Genomic DNA, 17,400 nt, shown 5'->3' on the forward strand with positions numbered 1-17,400 from the left:
CGTGCGGTGATCAGGAATTCTTCTGGCCGCGCACGACGTCGCGCAGGAAGAAACGGTTCGGGTGGCAGGCCTCCGCCACGGCGCGCGGCACGGGCAGCGGCTCGTCGTCGATCCAGGCCGCCAGCAGTTCGCCGGCCAGCGGCGCGGTGACCAGCCCGCGCGAGCCATGGGCGCTGTTCAGGTACAGCCCGTCGAGCCAGGGGCAGGGCGTCTCCGGCACCTGGCGCGCGTCCTTGCCGAGCACCGCGTAGGTCTGGGTGAAGGCCTCGCGGTCCGCCAGCGGGCCCACCAGCGGCAGGTAGTCCGGCGTGGTGCAGCGGAAGGCGGCGCGGCCTTGCAGCGTGGCCGGGTCGAGCTGGGCGACGTGCAGGCGTTCGCGCAGGTCCATGGATATCTCCGCCAGCAGGTCGAGGTTGCCCAGGTGCTCTTCCAATGATGGCTCAGTGTCGTCTCGTTTGAATTCGAAACTGGCCCCCAGGGTGTGCTCGCCCAGGCGCGGCGGGGCGACGTAGCCCTCGGCGCAGACCACGGTGCTCAGCGCGGCGCTCTCGGCGGTGGCGGGCAGGCGGGTGATCTGCCCACGGATACGCTTCATCGGCAGGCCTTGGGCACTGGCGAAGCGGCGCACCTCGGCGGCGGTGGCGAGGATGGCGATCGGCGCGCTGGCAAGCTTCTGCTCGCCATTCCAGGCGCTCCAGCCATCGGCGTCGCGTTCCAGGCGGACTTCCTCGCCGGTCAGCACGCGAATGTTCGGATGGTGCGCCAGGTGCCGGCACAACGCGGGCGGATGCACCCAGCCGCCTTCGGGGTAGAACAGCCCGCCGGCGGGCAGGCCGATGCCGGCGATACTTTCCGCCTCGACCTTGTCCAACTGGCGCAGCAGCGTGGGCGGGAAGGCGTCGGCCAGTTTTCCCTGGCGCTGGGTTTCGGCGTCATCGAAGCCCAGTTGCAGCACGCCGCAATCGGACCATTCCTCGCCCTGGCGCAGCCGCTGGATCAGCCGCCGCGTGTGGCCGAAGCCGCTGACGATCAGCCGCGAGAGCGCCGTGTGGTGGGCGGACAGCTTGAGGTACAGCACGCCCTGCGGGTTGCCCGAGGCCTCTTCGGCAAGGCCCGCGTGGCGTTCGATCAGCGTCACCTGCCAACCCCGCGCGGCGAGGCTGGCGGCGCTGGCGCAACCGGCCATGCCGCCGCCGATCACCAGCGCTTCGCGCACCGACTTTGCCCCGGACGGTCTGGCGTACCAGGGTTTGCCGGCCGTTGCCATCTCACCGATGAAGTCGCCCTGGGACATCTCCCATTTCTTGCCGAAGCCCAGTGTACGGCGGATCTTGAAGCCGGCAGCGCCGAGCCCGCGGCGCACGAAGCCGGCGCTGGTGAAGGTGGCCAGGGTCGTGCCCGGCCCGGACAGGCGGGCGAGCTGGGCATAGAGCGCATCGTTCCACATCTCCGGATTCTTCGCCGGGGAGAAGCCGTCGAGGAACCAGGCGTCGATACGTGCGTCCAGCTCCGGCAGGGTCTGGAGCACGTCGCCCACCAGCAGGGTCAGCACCACGCGGCCGCCGGCGAAGACCAGGCGCTGGAAGCCGGGGTTGATCGCCACATACTGCTCCAGCAACTGCGCGGACAGCGGCGCCAGCTCCGGCCAGAGGGCGAATGCGCGGCGCAGGTCGTCCGGCGCCACCGGGTACTTCTCGGTGGTGACGAAGTGCAGTCGCGCATCGCGCGGTGCGCGTTCCTCGAACAGCTTCCAGGCGCAGAGGAAGTTCAGCCCGGTGCCGAAGCCCGTTTCGCCGATGCACAGGCGCCCGCCGGCAGGCAGCGCGGCAAAGCGCTCCGGCAGGCGGTTGCCGTCGATGAACACGTGGTGCGTCTCGGCGATGCCCGAGTCGCGGGAAAAGTACACGTCGCCATAGACGCGGGAGGTTGGCTGGCCGTTCTCGTCCCAGTCGATCTGGGCGCTGCTGATGTCTGGCATGGAAAAGGGCAGGGCAGGTAAACGAAGGCGGCAGTTTAGCCGATTCCCGGGCCCCATCTCAGCGCCTGCGGCATGCGCCCGGTTGCCGCGCCAGATCAAGCGGCAGGGCGGTCATCGGCGGGATACGTTGCGTTTTTCTGCCGAACGCCGCACGAGGAAAGTGGCGTAGGACGCGCAATGGAAAATCTCAGCAGACCCCGACCGACATCCGCTACCTTTTAGACACTTCGAAACAAGGAGAGGTGCATGTTCGAGTCCGCCGAGATCGGCCATTCCATCGACAAGGAAACCTACGAGAAGGAAGTCGCGGTACTGCGCGAGGCCCTGCTCGAGGCGCAGTACGAGCTCAAGCAGCAGGCGCGCTTCCCGGTGATCATCCTGATCAACGGCATCGAGGGCGCCGGCAAGGGCGAGACGGTGAAGCTGCTCAACGAGTGGATGGACCCGCGCCTGATCCGCGTCGAGAGCTTCATGCTGCCCACCGACGAGGAACTTTCGCGGCCGCCGCAGTGGCGCTTCTGGCGCCGCCTGCCGCCCAAGGGCACCACCGGCATCTTCTTCGGCAACTGGTACAGCCAGATGCTCTACGCGCGGGTCACCGGGGAGATCAAGGACAGCCAGCTCGATGGCCTGATCGGTGACGCCGAGCGCTTCGAGCGCATGTATTCCGACGAAGGCGCGCTGATCTTCAAGTTCTGGTTCCATCTCTCCAAGAAGCAGCTCAAGGAACGCCTCAAGGCGCTGGAGAACGACCCGACCCGCAGTTGGCAACTGAGCGAGATCGACTGGAAGCAGAACGAGGTCTACGACAAGTTCGTGCGCTACGGCGAGCGCGTATTGCGCCGCACCAGCCGCGACTACGCGCCCTGGTACGTGGTGGAGGGTTCCGACGAGCGCTACCGCAGCCTGACGGTCGGCCGCACGATTCTCGAAAGCCTCCAGGCCGCGCTCAAGCGCACCGACCGCCCGACCCCGCAACCCCATGCGGCGCCGCTGGTGTCCAGCCTGGACAACAAAGGGCTGCTGGACGCCCTGGACCTGAGCCTGAAGCTGGACAAGGACCAGTACAAGGAGCAGCTGGCCAAGGAACAGGCGCGCCTGGCGACGCTGATGCGCGACAAGCGTTTCCGCAGCCACTCGCTGATCGCCGTGTTCGAAGGCAACGACGCCGCCGGCAAGGGCGGCGCCATCCGCCGTGTCACCGACGCGCTGGACCCGCGGCAGTACCGCATCGTACCGATCGCCGCGCCCACCGAGGAGGAGCGTGCGCAGCCTTACCTGTGGCGCTTCTGGCGGCACATTCCGGCGCGCCGGCAGTTCACCATCTTCGACCGCTCCTGGTATGGCCGGGTGCTGGTGGAGCGGGTCGAGGGCTTTGCCAGCGACGCCGACTGGCTGCGCGCCTACGCGGAGATCAACGACTTCGAGGAGCAGTTGTCGGATTACGGCATCGTGCTGGTGAAGTTCTGGTTGTCCATCGACCAGGAAACCCAGTTGGAGCGCTTCAAGGAGCGCGAGTCGATTGCCTTCAAGCGCTACAAGATCACCGAGGAAGACTGGCGCAACCGCGACAAGTGGGACCAGTACGTGGACGCGGTGGGCGACATGGTCGACCGCACCAGCACCGAGATCGCCCCCTGGACGCTGGTGGAGGCCAACGACAAGCGCTATGCGCGGGTGAAGGTGCTCAGGACCATCAACGACGCGCTGGAGGCGGCGTATGCCAGTGCGAAGAAGGGCAAGAAGGACTGAGACGTTCGGTTTTTCGCAGGAGCGAGCTTGCTCGCGAACTAGGCCCGCTCGGCGCTTCCCTGTAGGAGCGGGCCATGCCCGCGATCCGTCGGCAGGGCCGACGTTGGCCTTCGCTCCGGTTTCGCCGGCTTGCTGCGTTGACCAGGGTGTTCCAGCGCCGCTTCGGTGTACGCTGGACATTTGGTTTCGCCTCTCGGCGAGTTCCTTTTGTCAAACGCCACAAAAGGAACCAAAAAGTCTTGCCCCGGACATTCGGTTTTTCGCTTAGGCGAAAAATTCCCTCGTTGAAGCGAAGTTTCAGGGGCACGCTGCGAAGGGCCATCCCTGGCCCATCGCAGCTCTCGCGACATCCATGTCGCTCAACCCCTGAAACTCCGCTTCAACGAGGCCTCCTGAACGGGGCATTCGGAGTGCGCGGTTGTTTCTCTGGAAGCCTGCAAGAGTGAGCGGCCGCCCTTTGTAGGAGCGGGCCACGCCCGCGATCCGCCGGCAGGGCCGACGGTCTACCCGCCATTCCTCTGCGAAGGCTTCGGCGCCCCGACCAGCCGTCCCATCGCGCCGGCGATACCCATCTCCCGCAGCACCTGCAACTCGCCCTCGGTCTCGACCATCTCCGCGATCAGCGGCAGGTCGATGCTGTTGGACGCGCGGTACATGGCCTCGATGAACAGGCGCTTGTCGTTGTCCTGGTCGATGGCGCGGATGTAGCTGCCGTCGATCTTCAGGTAGGCAAGGCCAAGCCGGGTCAGGTTGCCGATCAGGCTGAAGCGTCCGCCGAAGTGCTGCAGGCCGAGCTTGGCGCCGACTTCCTGCACGGACTGGGCGAGCCGCTCCAGTTCGGCAGGTGGCGGCAGGTAGCGTTCGTCCACTTCCAGGGTCATCAGTCGCGCTTCCTGCGGGTGCGCGCGCAGGGTCTCGAACAGCTGGCGCAGGGGCTCGGCGCTGCGCACGGTCTCCGCTGACAGCGACAGGGCCAGCGGGCCCGGTTGCTGGGCGAGGTGGGCGAGGGCGTGTTCGAGCATCGCCAGGTCGAAGCGCGCGGACCAGCCGAAGCGCTCGATCCACGGCAGGAACTGCCCGGCGGCGACGGCCTCGCCCTTGGGGTCGAGCAGCCGTGCGAGGACCTTCTGGTGCAGCAGTTCACCGTTCTCGGCGCAGGCGCGCACCGGCTGGAACCATAGCTGCAGCTTGCCTTTGTGCAGGGCGTCGTCGAGCCACTCGCGCCAGCTGCGGGAGTCCTGCACGGGCTGGCTGCCGGAGCTGTCCAGGCGCTGCCAGGGGCGATCCGGCGAGGATTGCGACTGCGCCAGGGCCTGGTCCGCACGCGACAGAACGCTGGCCGCCGCCTCGCCGGGGCGGAACGCCGCCAGGCCGAGGTGCGCCACCGGCGTGCAGTCGCTGGCGCCGGTGTTGCGCAGGTTTTCCAGGGCGGCGCTGAGCTGGTCGGCCAACAGTTCGGCGCTGGCACTGTCGACGCCCGGCGCGAGCAGGGTGAACTCGCCACCACGGCTGCGCGCGGCCAGCCAGTCGGGGGTGCCGTGCTGCTGGCGTTCGCGCTCCAGCAGCTCGGCGACGTCGCGGATCAGTGCGTCGGTGCGCTGGCCGCCCAGGCGCTGGTTGAGACCGGCCAGGTCATTCAGGCGCAACAGCAGCAGGTAGCCGGCGGCATTCTGTTCGCTGGGGGAGAGCTGCGCGTCCAGCCGCGCGTCGAACAGGCGGCGGTTGGCCAGGCCCGAGAGGCTGTCCTGGTAGGCCTCCTCGCGCAGTTTCTCGCTGCGGGTGGCTTCCTCGGCGAACAGGGCCTTGAGCTTGTCGACCATCTGGTTCATCGCCTGCACCACGCGCTTGAGCTCCGGGGTGCGCGGCTCCTTGGGCAGGGTGAGGAATTCGCGGCGGGTGATGGCGTGGGCCTGTTGCACCATCTGGTCCAGCGGCTTGAGCTGGGTGCGCAGCAGCCAGCCCCCGAGCACGGCGCTGACCAGGCCGCAGGCGAGCAGCCAGGCGAGGCTGCCCAGGGCGCCGTCCCACAGCTTGGCCAGGGCGAATTGCGGGTGGCTGACCACCTCGACCCGCGCGGCCTGCTCCCAGCCGCGCATGATCAATGCGTCGCCGCCCTGTGCCTTGAGGTTGACCAGCCTGGCGAACCAGGCCGGCACCTGCTGGTTCTGCGTGTCGCTCTCCCGCTCGACGATGACCTTGCCCTCGGGAATGCTCACCACGCGGATGGTGGCGAAGTAGCCGGAGTCGAAGATGGAGCTGACCATCAGCTCGATCATCGCCGGGTCGTCCACGTGCGGAGTGAGCGACAGCCCCAGCGCGGTCGCGGCGTCCTGGGCGTGGGAGCGCAACTGGCTGATCATCTGCTCGCGGGAGCTTTCCAGGCTGGCGGCGAAGCTGCCGGCGAAGGCCACCACGAGGAACAGGCAGATCGCCAGGAACAGTTGCTTGAGCAATGACATGCCGGGTTTCTCCTATCGCGTCTCGTCGAGGTCCAGGCCCTCGGCGCGCATCTTGGTCAACAGGTCCTGCCAGCGCGACAGTTTCTTGCTGTCGCCGGTGCGCTTGCCGCCGCCCGGGCCGGGCAGCCACAGGCCCTCGGCATTGAAGGCGTAGACGGGCAGGAGGTCCTTGCGCTGGGAGGCGGGCTTGATCTGCGGGATCAGGTTGTCCAGCACCAGCGGCTCGGCAGTGGGGGAGGCGTAGTAGGTGAGCACCATGTGCGCCTGGTTCTGCTGCAATGCCTTGACGTAGGTGATGCGCAGCTTGTCGCTGGCCACGCCCAGGCGGCGCAGGGTGACGAACTTGGCGATGGAGTAGTCCTCGCAGTCGCCGGCGCCCTTGTAGAGCGACTCCACCGGCGTCGCCCAGTAGTCCTCCTGGTGCCACACGGTGCGGTCGTCGGTGAACACCAGGGCGCCATTGAAGAAGGCGTTGACCGCCTTGAGCTTGGCCATTTCGTCGAGGTTTTCGCTGTCGTCGATCAGCCGGCCCCAGGATTCGATGCGGCTCTTGGCGGTGCCGAGATTGCCGTATTTCTGCTCGGCGTTCTTCAGGATGGCGTCGAAGTTCCACGCGGCGCCGGCCGTCAGCGCAAGGAGCCCGAGCAGCAGCGCACCGGCCCGCAGACGCAGCGGGCTGGCGAACAGCCTAAGGGCTCCTCGGGGTGGCTGCATCGCCAGCGCTCCATGTGGGATGTGTGGAGTCTAGGCGCTCTTCGCAAACTTGCGCTGGCGCATCGCCACGTGGCGCGAGGCAGCGGGGGACGGGGCTGGGGGGAATGCGCGTGAGGCACGGAAGAGGTGGTGTCGGGGGCTTCGGCGTTTGGAGGTTTTCCCTCTCCCCACTGAGGATTCAATCCAACCGCCGGGTCTTCATCCGGATCAGATAGAGGCTCACCAGCGTCGCACTCGTCAGCATGAACGCCCAGGCCCAGGGCCGCTGCACCAGGAAGCCGGAGAGGAGGATGCTGCACCACATCAGGCCAATGGCGTAGACCTTGCCCTTGAGCGGGATGCCCTCGCCGTCGAGGTAGTCGCGGATCCACGGGCCGAGTTTCGGGTGGTTCACCAGCCAGTCATAGAAACGCCGGGAGCTGCGCATGAAACACGCGGCGGCCAGCAGGAGGAACGGGGTGGTGGGCAGCACCGGCAGGAAGATGCCGATCACGCCCAGCGCCACGCTGAGCCAGCCCACGCCAAGCAGGCAGTAGCGAACCCAGGCGTGACGGCTTTGGCGGATTTCCGGTGGCATCGACGGGCGCGAAGCGAAGCCGGAGCCGCATGCCGCGGCTCCGGCGGCGGATCAATGGCTGCGGGGCTTGAGCAGGGCCGGCTTTTCTTCCGGCGCCTGGCAGAGCAGGAACAGGTTGGTCAGCAGCTCGGGAATCTGCGCGACCATGTCGTCCACCAGTTGGCGGTCGCGGGCGATTTCGTCGAACTCGGGCTGTTCGTCGAACAGGCCGGAACCGACCATGATCGGCAGCAGCAGCTCGCTGACCTCTTCCTCGGCCTGCTCGAACCACACCGCTTCTCGCAGGAACACGCCTTCCATGAAGCCGATGCACCAGCCGCGGATATCGGAGTCGTCCGGCTCGTCGCCCAGGTAGGGTTCGCAGGGCAGCTCCAGCTCCTCGTCGCCGGCCATCTGGCGGGTGATGTGCGCCTTGAGCTGGACCAGGGTGGATTCGATCTGGGTGCGCTCGTCCTCGCTGCGGTAGTGCGGCGGCTCGGCGAACAGGGCGTCGATCCACTCGCGCTCGGGCACTTCCTCCGGGCAGATCGCCAGGGCGGTCAGGTAGCCGTGTGCCGCCACGTAATCCAAGGCTTCCTCGTGCAGGTCATCGGCATCGAGAAAGGCTTGCAGGCGGGACAATTGGTCGGCGAAGGACATCGGGTACTACCTCGGAGGTGATCGGTCCCGAATTGTAGTCTTTCCGCCGGCTCGCGGCAAAAGCCAAATGCCCGCGCAGCCCGCGCCGACGCAGGGCTCCGACGCAGAGCTCGGATGCATGTGACGGATTTTTCCGCAGTTTCCCGGACAAGGTGCCGGCCGCGAGCGGATCGCTTGCGTATAATGCGCGGCTTCATTCGGAGTCCCCCATGCTCGATCAGGCCCTGCGCATTCTCAAAGACGTTTTCGGTTACGACGCCTTCCGCGGCAATCAGGCGCGGATCATCGAGCGCGTGGCCAGCGGCGGCGATGCGCTGGTGCTGATGCCCACCGGCGGCGGCAAGTCGCTGTGCTTCCAGGTCCCGGCGCTGCTGCGCGACGGCCTGACGGTGGTGGTCTCGCCGCTGATCGCGCTGATGGAAGACCAGGTCGCCACGCTGGACGAACTGGGCGTGCCGGTGGCGGCGCTGAACTCCTCGCTGAGCCCCGAGGCCCAGCGCGAGATCGCCGACCGCCTGCAGCGCGGCGAGATCAAGCTGCTTTATCTTGCCCCGGAGCGCCTGGTGCAGCCGCGCATGCTGGCCTTCCTGCAGCGCCTGCAGATCGGCCTGTTCGCCATCGACGAAGCGCACTGCGTGTCGCAGTGGGGCCATGATTTTCGTCCCGAATACCTGCAGTTGGGCCAGCTCGCCGAGTTGTTCCCCGACGTGCCGCGCATCGCCCTGACCGCCACGGCGGACATGCGCACCCGCGAGGAGATGATCCAGCGCCTGCACCTGCAGAACGCCGAGCAGTTCCTCTCCAGCTTTGACCGCCCGAACATCTTCTACCGCATCGTGCCCAAGGAGCAGCCGCGCAAGCAGCTGCTGGGCTTCCTCGCCGAGCGGCGCGGCGATGCCGGCATCGTCTACTGCATGTCGCGCAAGAAGGTCGAGGAGGTCGCCGAGTTCCTCTCCGCCCAGGGCTTCCCGGCGCTGCCGTACCACGCCGGGCTGTCCAACGACCTGCGCGCCTACCACCAGAAGCGCTTCCTCAACGAGGAAGGGCTGATCATGGTCGCCACCATCGCCTTCGGCATGGGCATCGACAAGCCCAACGTGCGCTTCGTTGCCCACCTGGACCTGCCCAAGAGCCTGGAGGCGTACTACCAGGAAACCGGCCGCGCCGGCCGTGACGGCCTGCCCGCCGATGCCTGGATGGCCTATGGCCTGCAGGATGTGCTGCTGTTGCGGCAGATGATGCAGAACTCCGAGGGCGACGAACGCCACAAGCGCGTCGAGCGGCACAAGCTCGAAGCCATGCTGGCGCTGTGCGAGGAGACCCGCTGCCGCCGCCAGGCGCTGCTGGCCTACTTCGACGAAGTGATGCCCAACCCCTGCGGCCACTGCGACATCTGCGTCGACGGCGTGGAAACCTGGGATGCCACCGAGCCCGCGCGCCAGGCGCTGTCGGCCATCTACCGCAGCGGCCAGCGCTATGGCGTCGGCCACCTGGTGGACGTGCTGCTGGGCAAGGACACGGAAAAGGTGCGCAGCGTCGGCCACCAGCACCTGGCCGTATTCGGCATCGGCAAGGCCCGGGGCGAGGACGAATGGCGCACGCTGTTCCGCCAGCTGGTTGCCCGTGGCTTCGCCGATGTGGACGTCGACGGCTTCAACGGCCTGCGCCTGACCGAGGCCTGCCGTCCGCTGCTGCGCGGCGAAGAGACCCTGGCCCTGCGCCGTGATCCCAAGCCGCAGCGCAGCAAGTCGTCGTCCTCCGGCGGCGCCAGCCCGGCCAGCCAGCTGGTGCGCCAGGAAGAGCGCGAGATGTGGGAAGCCCTGCGCACCCTGCGGCGCAAGCTGGCCGAAGAACACTCGGTGCCGCCCTACGTCATCTTCCCTGACGCCACCCTGCTGGAAATGCTGCGCAGCCAGCCCACCACGCTGTCCGCCATGGCCCAGGTCAGCGGCGTTGGCGCGCGCAAGCTGGAGCGCTACGGCCAGGCCTTCCTCGATGTGCTGACCGAGTCGGACAAGGCGCCGGACACCCCGGCCCCGGTCACCGACCTGCGCCACGAGCTGGTGACCCTGGCCCGCGCCGGCATGACCCCCGCACAGATCGCCCGCCAGCTCGATTGCAGCGAGAAGAACGTCTACAGCCTGCTGGCCGAGGCCATCGGCCGCCAGCAACTGACCCTGGAGCAGGCGCTGGACCTGCCCGAGGAACTGCTCGGCGAAGTCCAGGACGCCTTCCTCGACGAAGACGGCGAACTCCCGCCGGTGAGCGCCATCGCCGAGCTGTTCGAAGGCCGCGTGCCACTGGGGGTGCTGCACTGCGTGCGCGCCGCGCTGCAGGCCGAGCTGGAAGTCTGACAGCGAGAAGCTCTTGATCTCGTAGGCGCGACCCGCGCCCAGCTGCACCGTCATATTCGTGACGGGGCAAAACGACAAACTTGTGACGCCCGTCCCGAACGGCTATGGTGGCACTTAGACCTCCACGAGAAGAGGTGAGCGTGCCACAACAACAAAGCTGGCTGGACGACGTCCGTTCCAATGCCTATGCCGAACAGCTCTCCCGGGGCTTTCGCCGCCTGCGTTTCGAACCCGACCTCGAAACCCAGTATCGCCAGTACCTGCTCGAAGACAGCTTCGATCTCAAGCGCACCGCCCTGACCATCGGCGTGCTGATCTGGCTGGCGCTGGCAGCCATCGATTTCCTGCTGATCCGAACCCCCGAACACTGGGACATGCTCGCCGTGCGCATTGGCGTGCTGGTGCTGCTCACCGTGTGCGGCGGGCTGATCCTGCAGCGCCGTCATATCCACTTGCTGGTGCCGCTGAGCCTGGCCTGCATCCTCAGTGTCGGCGTTGGCGCGGCGGCGGTGGCCGGCATCGCCCATACCGTCGACCCGAGCTATCCCTACGAGGGCCTGTTGCTGGTCAGCATGGCGGCCTACTTCCTGATCGGCCTGCGCTTTGCCGAGGCAGTGGGCAGCGCGTTGGTGATCCTGCTGGCCTACGTGGGCTTCGAACTTTACGCAGCGTTGCCGCTGCCCAAGCTGGTCAGCAACGTGGTGTTCCTCCTCTTCGGCAACCTGGTGGGCGCGGTGGGCTGCTACCTGCTGGACTACAAATCCCGCCAGCACTTCCTGATCAGCCGACTGCTGAAAGTGATGGCCGAGCACGACGCGCTGACCGGCCTGCACAATCGTCGCAGCTTCAATCGCCAGCTGGAGCGCCTGTGGCGCCAGGCCCAGCGCGAGAGCGTCGGCCTGGCGTTGCTGCTCTGCGACGTCGACCACTTCAAGGCCTACAACGACCGCTACGGCCATCAGGCCGGCGACGGTGTGCTGCAGCGCATCGGCGAGGTCCTGGCGGCCAGCGCGCGGCGGCCGCTGGACATGGCCGTGCGCCTGGGCGGCGAGGAATTCGCCGTGTTGCTCTATGGTGCCAGCGAACGCGAGGCCAAGGAGCGCGCCGAAGTGCTGCGCGAATCGGTGCAGGCCTTGGGCATCGCCCACGAGGGATCGCTGACGGCGGACGAAGTGACCCTGTCCATTGGCGTCTCCTGTCTGTGGCCGGAAACCGGGCACCCGCTGCGCAGCATCTACGAACACGCCGACCGCGCGCTCTACGAGGCCAAGGCGTTCGGGCGCAACCAGGTGGTGGCCTGAGTGGCGCTGCCCCTGTGGGAGCAACTGTCTTCTTTCTGCAAGTTTGTGCCGACGTTTCCCCCTCACCCCAGCCCTGGCTGCGCGCCCCGCTCCGGAGGGAGAGGGCGCAGATTGTGCCGGCTGGCGCTGTAGTTTCATCCTGCACCGAACGGTCCCCTCTCCCGCTGGGAGAGGGGTAGGGTGAGGGCCAAGCCGAGCGCTGATATACCTCGTAGGAGCGGACTTCGTCCGCGATGTGCAACCGGCCAGCCCTGATCAGCCGGACATCGTTCGCGGACAGAGCTCGCTCCTACGCAGGCTGGTTGCGCCGGGGTAGATCTGTAGGAGGGGGCCATGCCCGCGATCGCATGCAGGGCGCGCTCCTACAGCGGGAGCCGCATCAGTCAACATGGCCCATTCCGTCCCCCACGCTGGCGCCGTGCGTGACTGCGGCGCGCGCAGGCCCGGTGCTAGCATGCGCCGGACCTTGCCACCGAGCCCGCGCCCATGCAGCAGCTGATCCAGCCCAACGGCCAACCGCACTACGGCATCTTTCCCGGCACCCCGGCGACCATCAATTACCGCGACTTCGACTTCCGCTCGCCCATGGGCCGTCGTCTCGGCACACTGAGCAAGTGGCGCCGCTTCCACCAGTTCCAGTATTTCGGCCTGATCAGCCCGACCCTGATCGGCGGCTGCGCACTGGCCGATGTCAGCCTGCTCACCGTCGGCTTCGTCTACCTCTACCACCCCGAAAGCGGGCGGATGATCGAGCGCCAGTTCAAGTGCCCGCTGGGCAGGGGCGCGAACTTCTCGCAGAACCCCAACGACGGCGTTTGCGAACTACGCCAGGGGCGCAACCTGCTGCGCCTGGAGAACAGCGCCACGCCACTGGAAAAACGCCTGCTGGTGGAACTGGACGACGGCACCCGCATCGACGCGCGCTTCAGTGAACAGCAGCCAGCCTTCGAGCCCATGAGCCTGTGCACGCCGACAGCAGTGAACGGCTGGGTCTATGCGCGCAAGGTGGCCGGCGTGCACTGCCAGGGCGAGGTGCGCAGTGCGCTGGGCCACTACGACCTGCACGAACTGGATGCCTACGCGCACCACGACTGGTCCGCCGGCTACATGCGCCGCGAAACCTTCTGGAACTGGGCGTGCCTGTCCGGCGAGGCGCAGGGCCGGCGCGTCGGGCTGAACCTGTCGTGCGGGGTCAACGAGACCAGCTTCACCGAGAACTGCTACTGGCTCGATGGTCAGTTGGTGAAGGTGGACAGCGTGCGTTTCGAGTTCGACCGCGACCATCCGCTCAAGCCCTGGACCATCCGCTCCTACGACGGCCAGGTCGACCTGCGCTTCGAGGCCCACGGCCTGCACCAGGAGCGCCTCAACCTGGGCGTGCTGGCGAGCAACTTCAAGCAGATCTTCGGCCGCTTCAGCGGCGTGTTGCGGCCGGCAGGGCAGGCCGAGGTGCGGATCGAGAACCTGTGGGGATTTGTCGAAGACCAGTATGCGAAATGGTGAGATCGGGATTTACACCCTGCGACAATCTGTCATTGTACGGGCTTGATTAGCTGGCTAATAATTAGTCAAATCAATTAGCCGTCCCATTTCCTACCGTACGCAGCAGAATGTCAGACAACGATAAGCACTATTTCGGTACCCAACTGGCCCAGGCGTCGCGTGCATGGCGTGCCGAACTCGACCGCCGTCTCAGCCATCTCGGCCTGTCCCAGGCACGCTGGCTGGTACTGCTGCATCTGGCGCGTCACGCTGCCACCCCTACCCAGCGCGAGCTGGCGCAGTCGGTGGGCGTCGAGGGCCCGACGCTGGCCCGTCTACTCGACGGCCTCGAAGCCCAGGGCTTGGTCCGCCGCCAGGCGGTTGCCGAGGATCGTCGCGCCAAGCGCATTGCCCTGACGCCCAAGGCAGACGTCCTGATTGCCGACATCGAGAACATCGCCGCCGCCGTGCGCAACGAAGTGTTGACGGGTATTTCCGAAGAGGAAATCGCTCTGTGTCAGAAAACGCTTAGCCGGATTCTCGGCAACCTTGAGCGAAACTGAGCAATTCATCACGTTATTCGGTTAAAGTAGCCATTTTTCTGGCGGTTCCTCGCGGGATCGCTGGCCATTCGCTATCCACCCCTGAACCATTCGCCGGTTTTTCGACGATTCTCCTTGACCAAACCCTGCGCACCACCTAATCCGTGATATCAGACGGCCTGTACCCTGCAAGGTACAGAGGAGTGGTGCGAGACGGTCTGTAGCCGGCGTGGTTCACGTGTGGACAGGTTCAGCCTGCCGCTTTCGAGTGGTCAGGGGATGGCGTGCAGACCCGGACAATGGGATGGGGTTATGGCTCGAATAAATAGAATTCCGCTGACGCTGGCCGCACTTTCGGTTTTTGTCTCCGCTCACGCGAACGCCCTCGGTCTTGGGGATATCACGTTGCACTCGGCGCTGAACCAGCCGCTGGATGCCGAGATCGCCCTGCTCGAAACCGGCGACATGACCTCCGACGAACTGATCGCCAAGCTCGCCAGTCCTGCGGACTACGAGAACGCCGGCGTCGACCGTTTCGTGTTCCTGCAGAACCTGCGGTTCACCCCGGTGATCCGCAACGGGCGTGGCTACATCAAGGTGGTGTCCACGCAGCCGGTGCACGAGCCCTACCTGAATTTCCTCATCGCCGTGGAGCGACCCAACGGCCGCATGCTGCGCGAGTACACGCTGCTGATCGATCCGCCGGACTACAACAGCGCCAATCGCAGCGTCGCCGCCAATCTGGGCACCCGCACAGCGGCGCCTACGCGCTCGTCCGAGTATCGCGCCAACGGCTACCGCCCGGAGCTCGTGCGCCACGCGCCGGCGCAGCCGCCGCTGCCGGCGGGTGAGGGGCGCTACACCACGGTGCGCAACGACACCCTGTGGAAAATCACCTCGCAACTCAGCGGTACTGGCGCTTCGCGCGCGCAGCTGATGGACAGCATCGTCGCGCTGAACCCGCAGGCTTTCGTCAACGGTGATCCGCATCGGCTGAAGGTCGGCCAGACGCTGATCCTGCCGCAGGGGCAGCAGCATGCAGGCGCCGCCAACGTGGCGGTGGCGACGCAACCGGCAGCGGCTCCGTCCTCGCCCAGCGCTGAACTACCCGCCGGGGCGATGCAGACACCGCCCGCGACGGCGGCCAGCGCCGGGACGTCCACGCAGGGCGCGGCTGCCGCTTCGCCGGCTACGGCCGCGGACGCCAACGTGGCCAAGGCCGAAGCCGACCTGTTGTTGGCCAACGCCCAGCGTGACCAGATGAACCAGCGCATGGACGACCTGCAGAAGCAGCTGCAGGCCCTCCAGCAGGCGCTGCAGAGCCGCGACCAGCAGGTGCAGGCGCTGCAGGCCGAGCTGGATCGCCGGCAGGGCACGAACGCCTCCGGCAACGCCGCGGCAGCCAGCGCTCCGACGGCCAACACCCCGACCAATGCCGTGGCCGCTGCGCCCGATGCGGTGGCGCCGGCGCCCCAGAGCGCTCCCGCGCCAAGCGTCGCCCAGCCGGCAACTCCGGCGCAGGACGCGCAGGGCTCCGGCTTCAATTTCTGGCCGTGGCTGGGCGCAGGCGCCCTGGGTGCGCTGCTGGTCGGCCTGTTGTTCGCCCGCCGCAAGCGCGAGGACAAGCCGGTCGAAATGCCACCCGTGCGCGCGGCCGCCGCCGAACCGATCAAACCGCTTCCGGCCGCCACTCCGCTGGCTGCCGCGGTGGTGGCGCCGGTTCCGGTGCCGCACCCGGTGGTCATCGCCACGCCGGAGGCCGGCGTGGTTCGTCTGCCGGCCGCCAGCGCGGACAGCCTGGAAGGCGCGGACATCTACATCGCCTACGGCCGCTTCACCCAGGCCCGCGACATGCTGCGCAAGGCCGTCAACGCCGAGCCGAACCGCCGCGAGCTGCGCATGAAGCTGCTGCTGGTACTGGCTGAGCTGGGCGATGTGGCTGGCTTCCATGAGGAGGAGCATGCCCTGGTGGCCGTGGGTGGCGACCAGAAGCAGATCGACCAGCTCAAATCGCGCTATCCGGCGATGCTGATCCGCCCCGAAGACACCCTGCAGCCGCCCACTGGCGAGACGCTGACCGACTGGGACGATCTGGAGTTGGGCGAGTCGACGGAGAGCCCGGTGGAGCAGCCCAAGGCCGAGCACGACCAGCCGGACTTCGCCATGAACCTCAGCGACCTGTCGCTGGACCTGGACTGGGACAAGCTCGACAACCCCTTCGACTCGCCCAAGCCAGGCAAGCCGGCCGCCAAGGTCAGCCAGGACGTTCCGTCGGACTTCCGCAGCAACCTCCACGAACTGCCGGAAATCACCGAGCTGGATCTGGGCGAACATGGCGAGATGTTCGGCCATGGCAGCAAGGCCAAGGGCGTGGAAGACGACCTGATCTTCGACCTGCCGGACGATGTCAGCCATGAGCACGACGAGTTGCTGGCCAGCCTCGACCGCGCCCGCACCTGCATCGACCAGGGCAACCTGGAAGAAGCCTACGGCATCCTCAAGCAAGTGATTGCCAGCGGCGACTCCAAGGCCAAGGCCGAAGCGCGCGAGCTGCTGGCGCTGATCGCCTGATCCCGCGCTTGAATGAAAAAGCCCGGCGTCTGCCGGGCTTTTTTCATTCAAGCGCTGACTTTTCAATCGCGGGAACACCTCGTTCGCCAATGGGCGCAACCTAGAGGGGCGCCTGCCTTTTTGCGAACGTCCCTGCCTGGGATTTCTCCTCCCTAAGCCTGGCTGCGCACCTCGCTCCGAAGGGAGATGGAGCGGAAATGGCGCAGGCTCGCTCAGTGGCGTCAGTGTGCCAGGTTAGCCCCTCTACCTGAAGAAAAGTCCTGATATGGAGCTCCCGCTGACGCTGAGTCCTGCCGCTGCGCCAGGGCACCATGTCGATGCCACCATCATTCGTGTGGCAAGTTCGACCTGAAACCGGGAGTCAGGCAGATCGCGGCTTGCCGCAGCACCTATACGAAATACGGCAAGCACAGCGTGCTTTATGAAGCCAAGCGCAGGATCGAGAAGGCCACAGCTCAGATCCGTGCCAGGGGTGAACATCCATTCCGGATGATCAAGCGGCCATTCGGCTACGTGAAGGTGCACTTCCAGTTAGCGGCCCTCCCTTGTGGTCGCAGATATTCTGTCGCAAGGCAAGGTTTCAGGAGGACGCCATTATTGGCTTGCTGTCACTCCGCCTGTGTGCGGTGCTCACACCTGATTAATTTTACTATTGATTAGTAGAGACTTTCTGAAGTCATAAAATAATTCGGTTTCTGTCCGCTGCGATGAAATAATTTCCTTAATGAAAAAAGATATGTCTTACGATGTCTTGGTCAAGTTTCCGCAATCAAATTTACTTGGTCGCGCAGGGGAATCTTCTCATATTTAAAGTTGTGGTTTGTCTTGTGTGGTTCTCAAGTCTGCGATTGTCTAGGGCTTGCCAAAATACATTGATCCAAATCAAGGCGGGTAGGCCTGATTGGCGCGAATAAATTTCTGGATTTTTTGTTCAATCGTTCTAGTTTTCTTCGCTAGTAATAACGAGTGCACGTTGAAAAAGCTCTTCTGGATGACCTTTGTCGTACGCGGGAGGAATCTTGAATCGGGTA

11 protein-coding genes and 1 pseudogene are annotated in these 17,400 nt (G+C 66.0%); 7 read left to right on the forward strand and 5 right to left on the reverse strand.

The window, feature by feature from the left end; translation table 11 throughout:
- Positions 1-10: 10 nt before the first annotated feature.
- A complete protein-coding gene (mnmC, locus tag N0B71_RS16370) occupies positions 11-1,978 on the reverse strand; it encodes a bifunctional tRNA (5-methylaminomethyl-2-thiouridine)(34)-methyltransferase MnmD/FAD-dependent 5-carboxymethylaminomethyl-2-thiouridine(34) oxidoreductase MnmC (protein ID WP_259753647.1) in 1,968 nt (655 codons plus the stop codon).
- Positions 1,979-2,224: 246 nt separating this feature from the next.
- On the opposite strand from mnmC, the gene pap reads away from it, so the two are divergent.
- Positions 2,225-3,730: a polyphosphate:AMP phosphotransferase gene (pap, locus tag N0B71_RS16375; RefSeq protein WP_259753649.1), complete on the forward strand. Its 1,506-nt coding sequence runs from the start codon at positions 2,225-2,227 to the stop codon at positions 3,728-3,730.
- Positions 3,731-4,233: 503 nt separating this feature from the next.
- Here the strand turns inward: pap and lapD are convergent.
- From lapD to N0B71_RS16395, 4 genes are all read right to left on the reverse strand, one after another.
- Positions 4,234-6,189 (reverse strand): cyclic di-GMP receptor LapD, encoded by a 1,956-nt coding sequence (gene lapD, locus N0B71_RS16380; protein ID WP_259753650.1) that lies wholly within the window; start codon positions 6,187-6,189, stop codon positions 4,234-4,236.
- Positions 6,190-6,201: 12 nt separating this feature from the next.
- Positions 6,202-6,903, reverse strand: a complete 702-nt coding sequence (gene lapG, locus N0B71_RS16385; RefSeq protein ID WP_259753652.1) for a cysteine protease LapG — start codon at positions 6,901-6,903, stop codon at positions 6,202-6,204.
- A gap of 178 nt (positions 6,904-7,081) precedes the next feature.
- Entirely contained in the window at positions 7,082-7,480 is a 399-nt protein-coding gene (locus N0B71_RS16390; RefSeq protein ID WP_259753653.1) for a YbaN family protein, read from the reverse strand.
- A gap of 51 nt (positions 7,481-7,531) precedes the next feature.
- Entirely contained in the window at positions 7,532-8,119 is a 588-nt protein-coding gene (locus N0B71_RS16395; protein ID WP_259753654.1) for a YecA family protein, read from the reverse strand.
- Between the two features lie 209 nt (positions 8,120-8,328).
- Here N0B71_RS16395 and recQ point away from each other — a divergent pair, with 209 nt between their 5' ends.
- From recQ to N0B71_RS16425, 6 genes and pseudogenes are all read left to right on the forward strand, one after another.
- Positions 8,329-10,473 carry a DNA helicase RecQ gene (gene recQ / locus N0B71_RS16400; protein ID WP_259753655.1) on the forward strand — a complete coding sequence of 715 codons (2,145 nt, stop codon included), beginning with the start codon at positions 8,329-8,331 and terminating at the stop codon, positions 10,471-10,473.
- Positions 10,474-10,577: 104 nt separating this feature from the next.
- The gene (locus N0B71_RS16405) at positions 10,578-11,774 is read left to right on the forward strand and encodes a GGDEF domain-containing protein (RefSeq protein ID WP_259753656.1); all 1,197 of its coding nucleotides are present in this window, start codon (positions 10,578-10,580) and stop codon (positions 11,772-11,774) included.
- A gap of 486 nt (positions 11,775-12,260) precedes the next feature.
- Positions 12,261-13,277, forward strand: coding sequence for a DUF2804 domain-containing protein (locus tag N0B71_RS16410; RefSeq protein WP_259753657.1), 1,017 nt, complete (start codon positions 12,261-12,263; stop codon positions 13,275-13,277).
- Between the two features lie 107 nt (positions 13,278-13,384).
- Positions 13,385-13,819 (forward strand): transcriptional regulator SlyA, encoded by a 435-nt coding sequence (slyA, locus tag N0B71_RS16415; protein ID WP_259753658.1) that lies wholly within the window; start codon positions 13,385-13,387, stop codon positions 13,817-13,819.
- Positions 13,820-14,203: 384 nt separating this feature from the next.
- Positions 14,204-16,369, forward strand: coding sequence for a FimV/HubP family polar landmark protein (locus N0B71_RS16420; protein WP_442964615.1), 2,166 nt, complete (start codon positions 14,204-14,206; stop codon positions 16,367-16,369).
- 366 nt (positions 16,370-16,735) lie between these two features.
- Positions 16,736-16,900: pseudogene (locus N0B71_RS16425) on the forward strand (IS5/IS1182 family transposase); the annotation flags it as partial.
- Positions 16,901-17,400 lie beyond the last annotated feature (500 nt).

This window comes from Pseudomonas sp. GCEP-101, assembly GCF_025133575.1.
Taxonomy (GTDB): Bacteria; Pseudomonadota; Gammaproteobacteria; order Pseudomonadales; family Pseudomonadaceae; genus Pseudomonas; species Pseudomonas nitroreducens_B.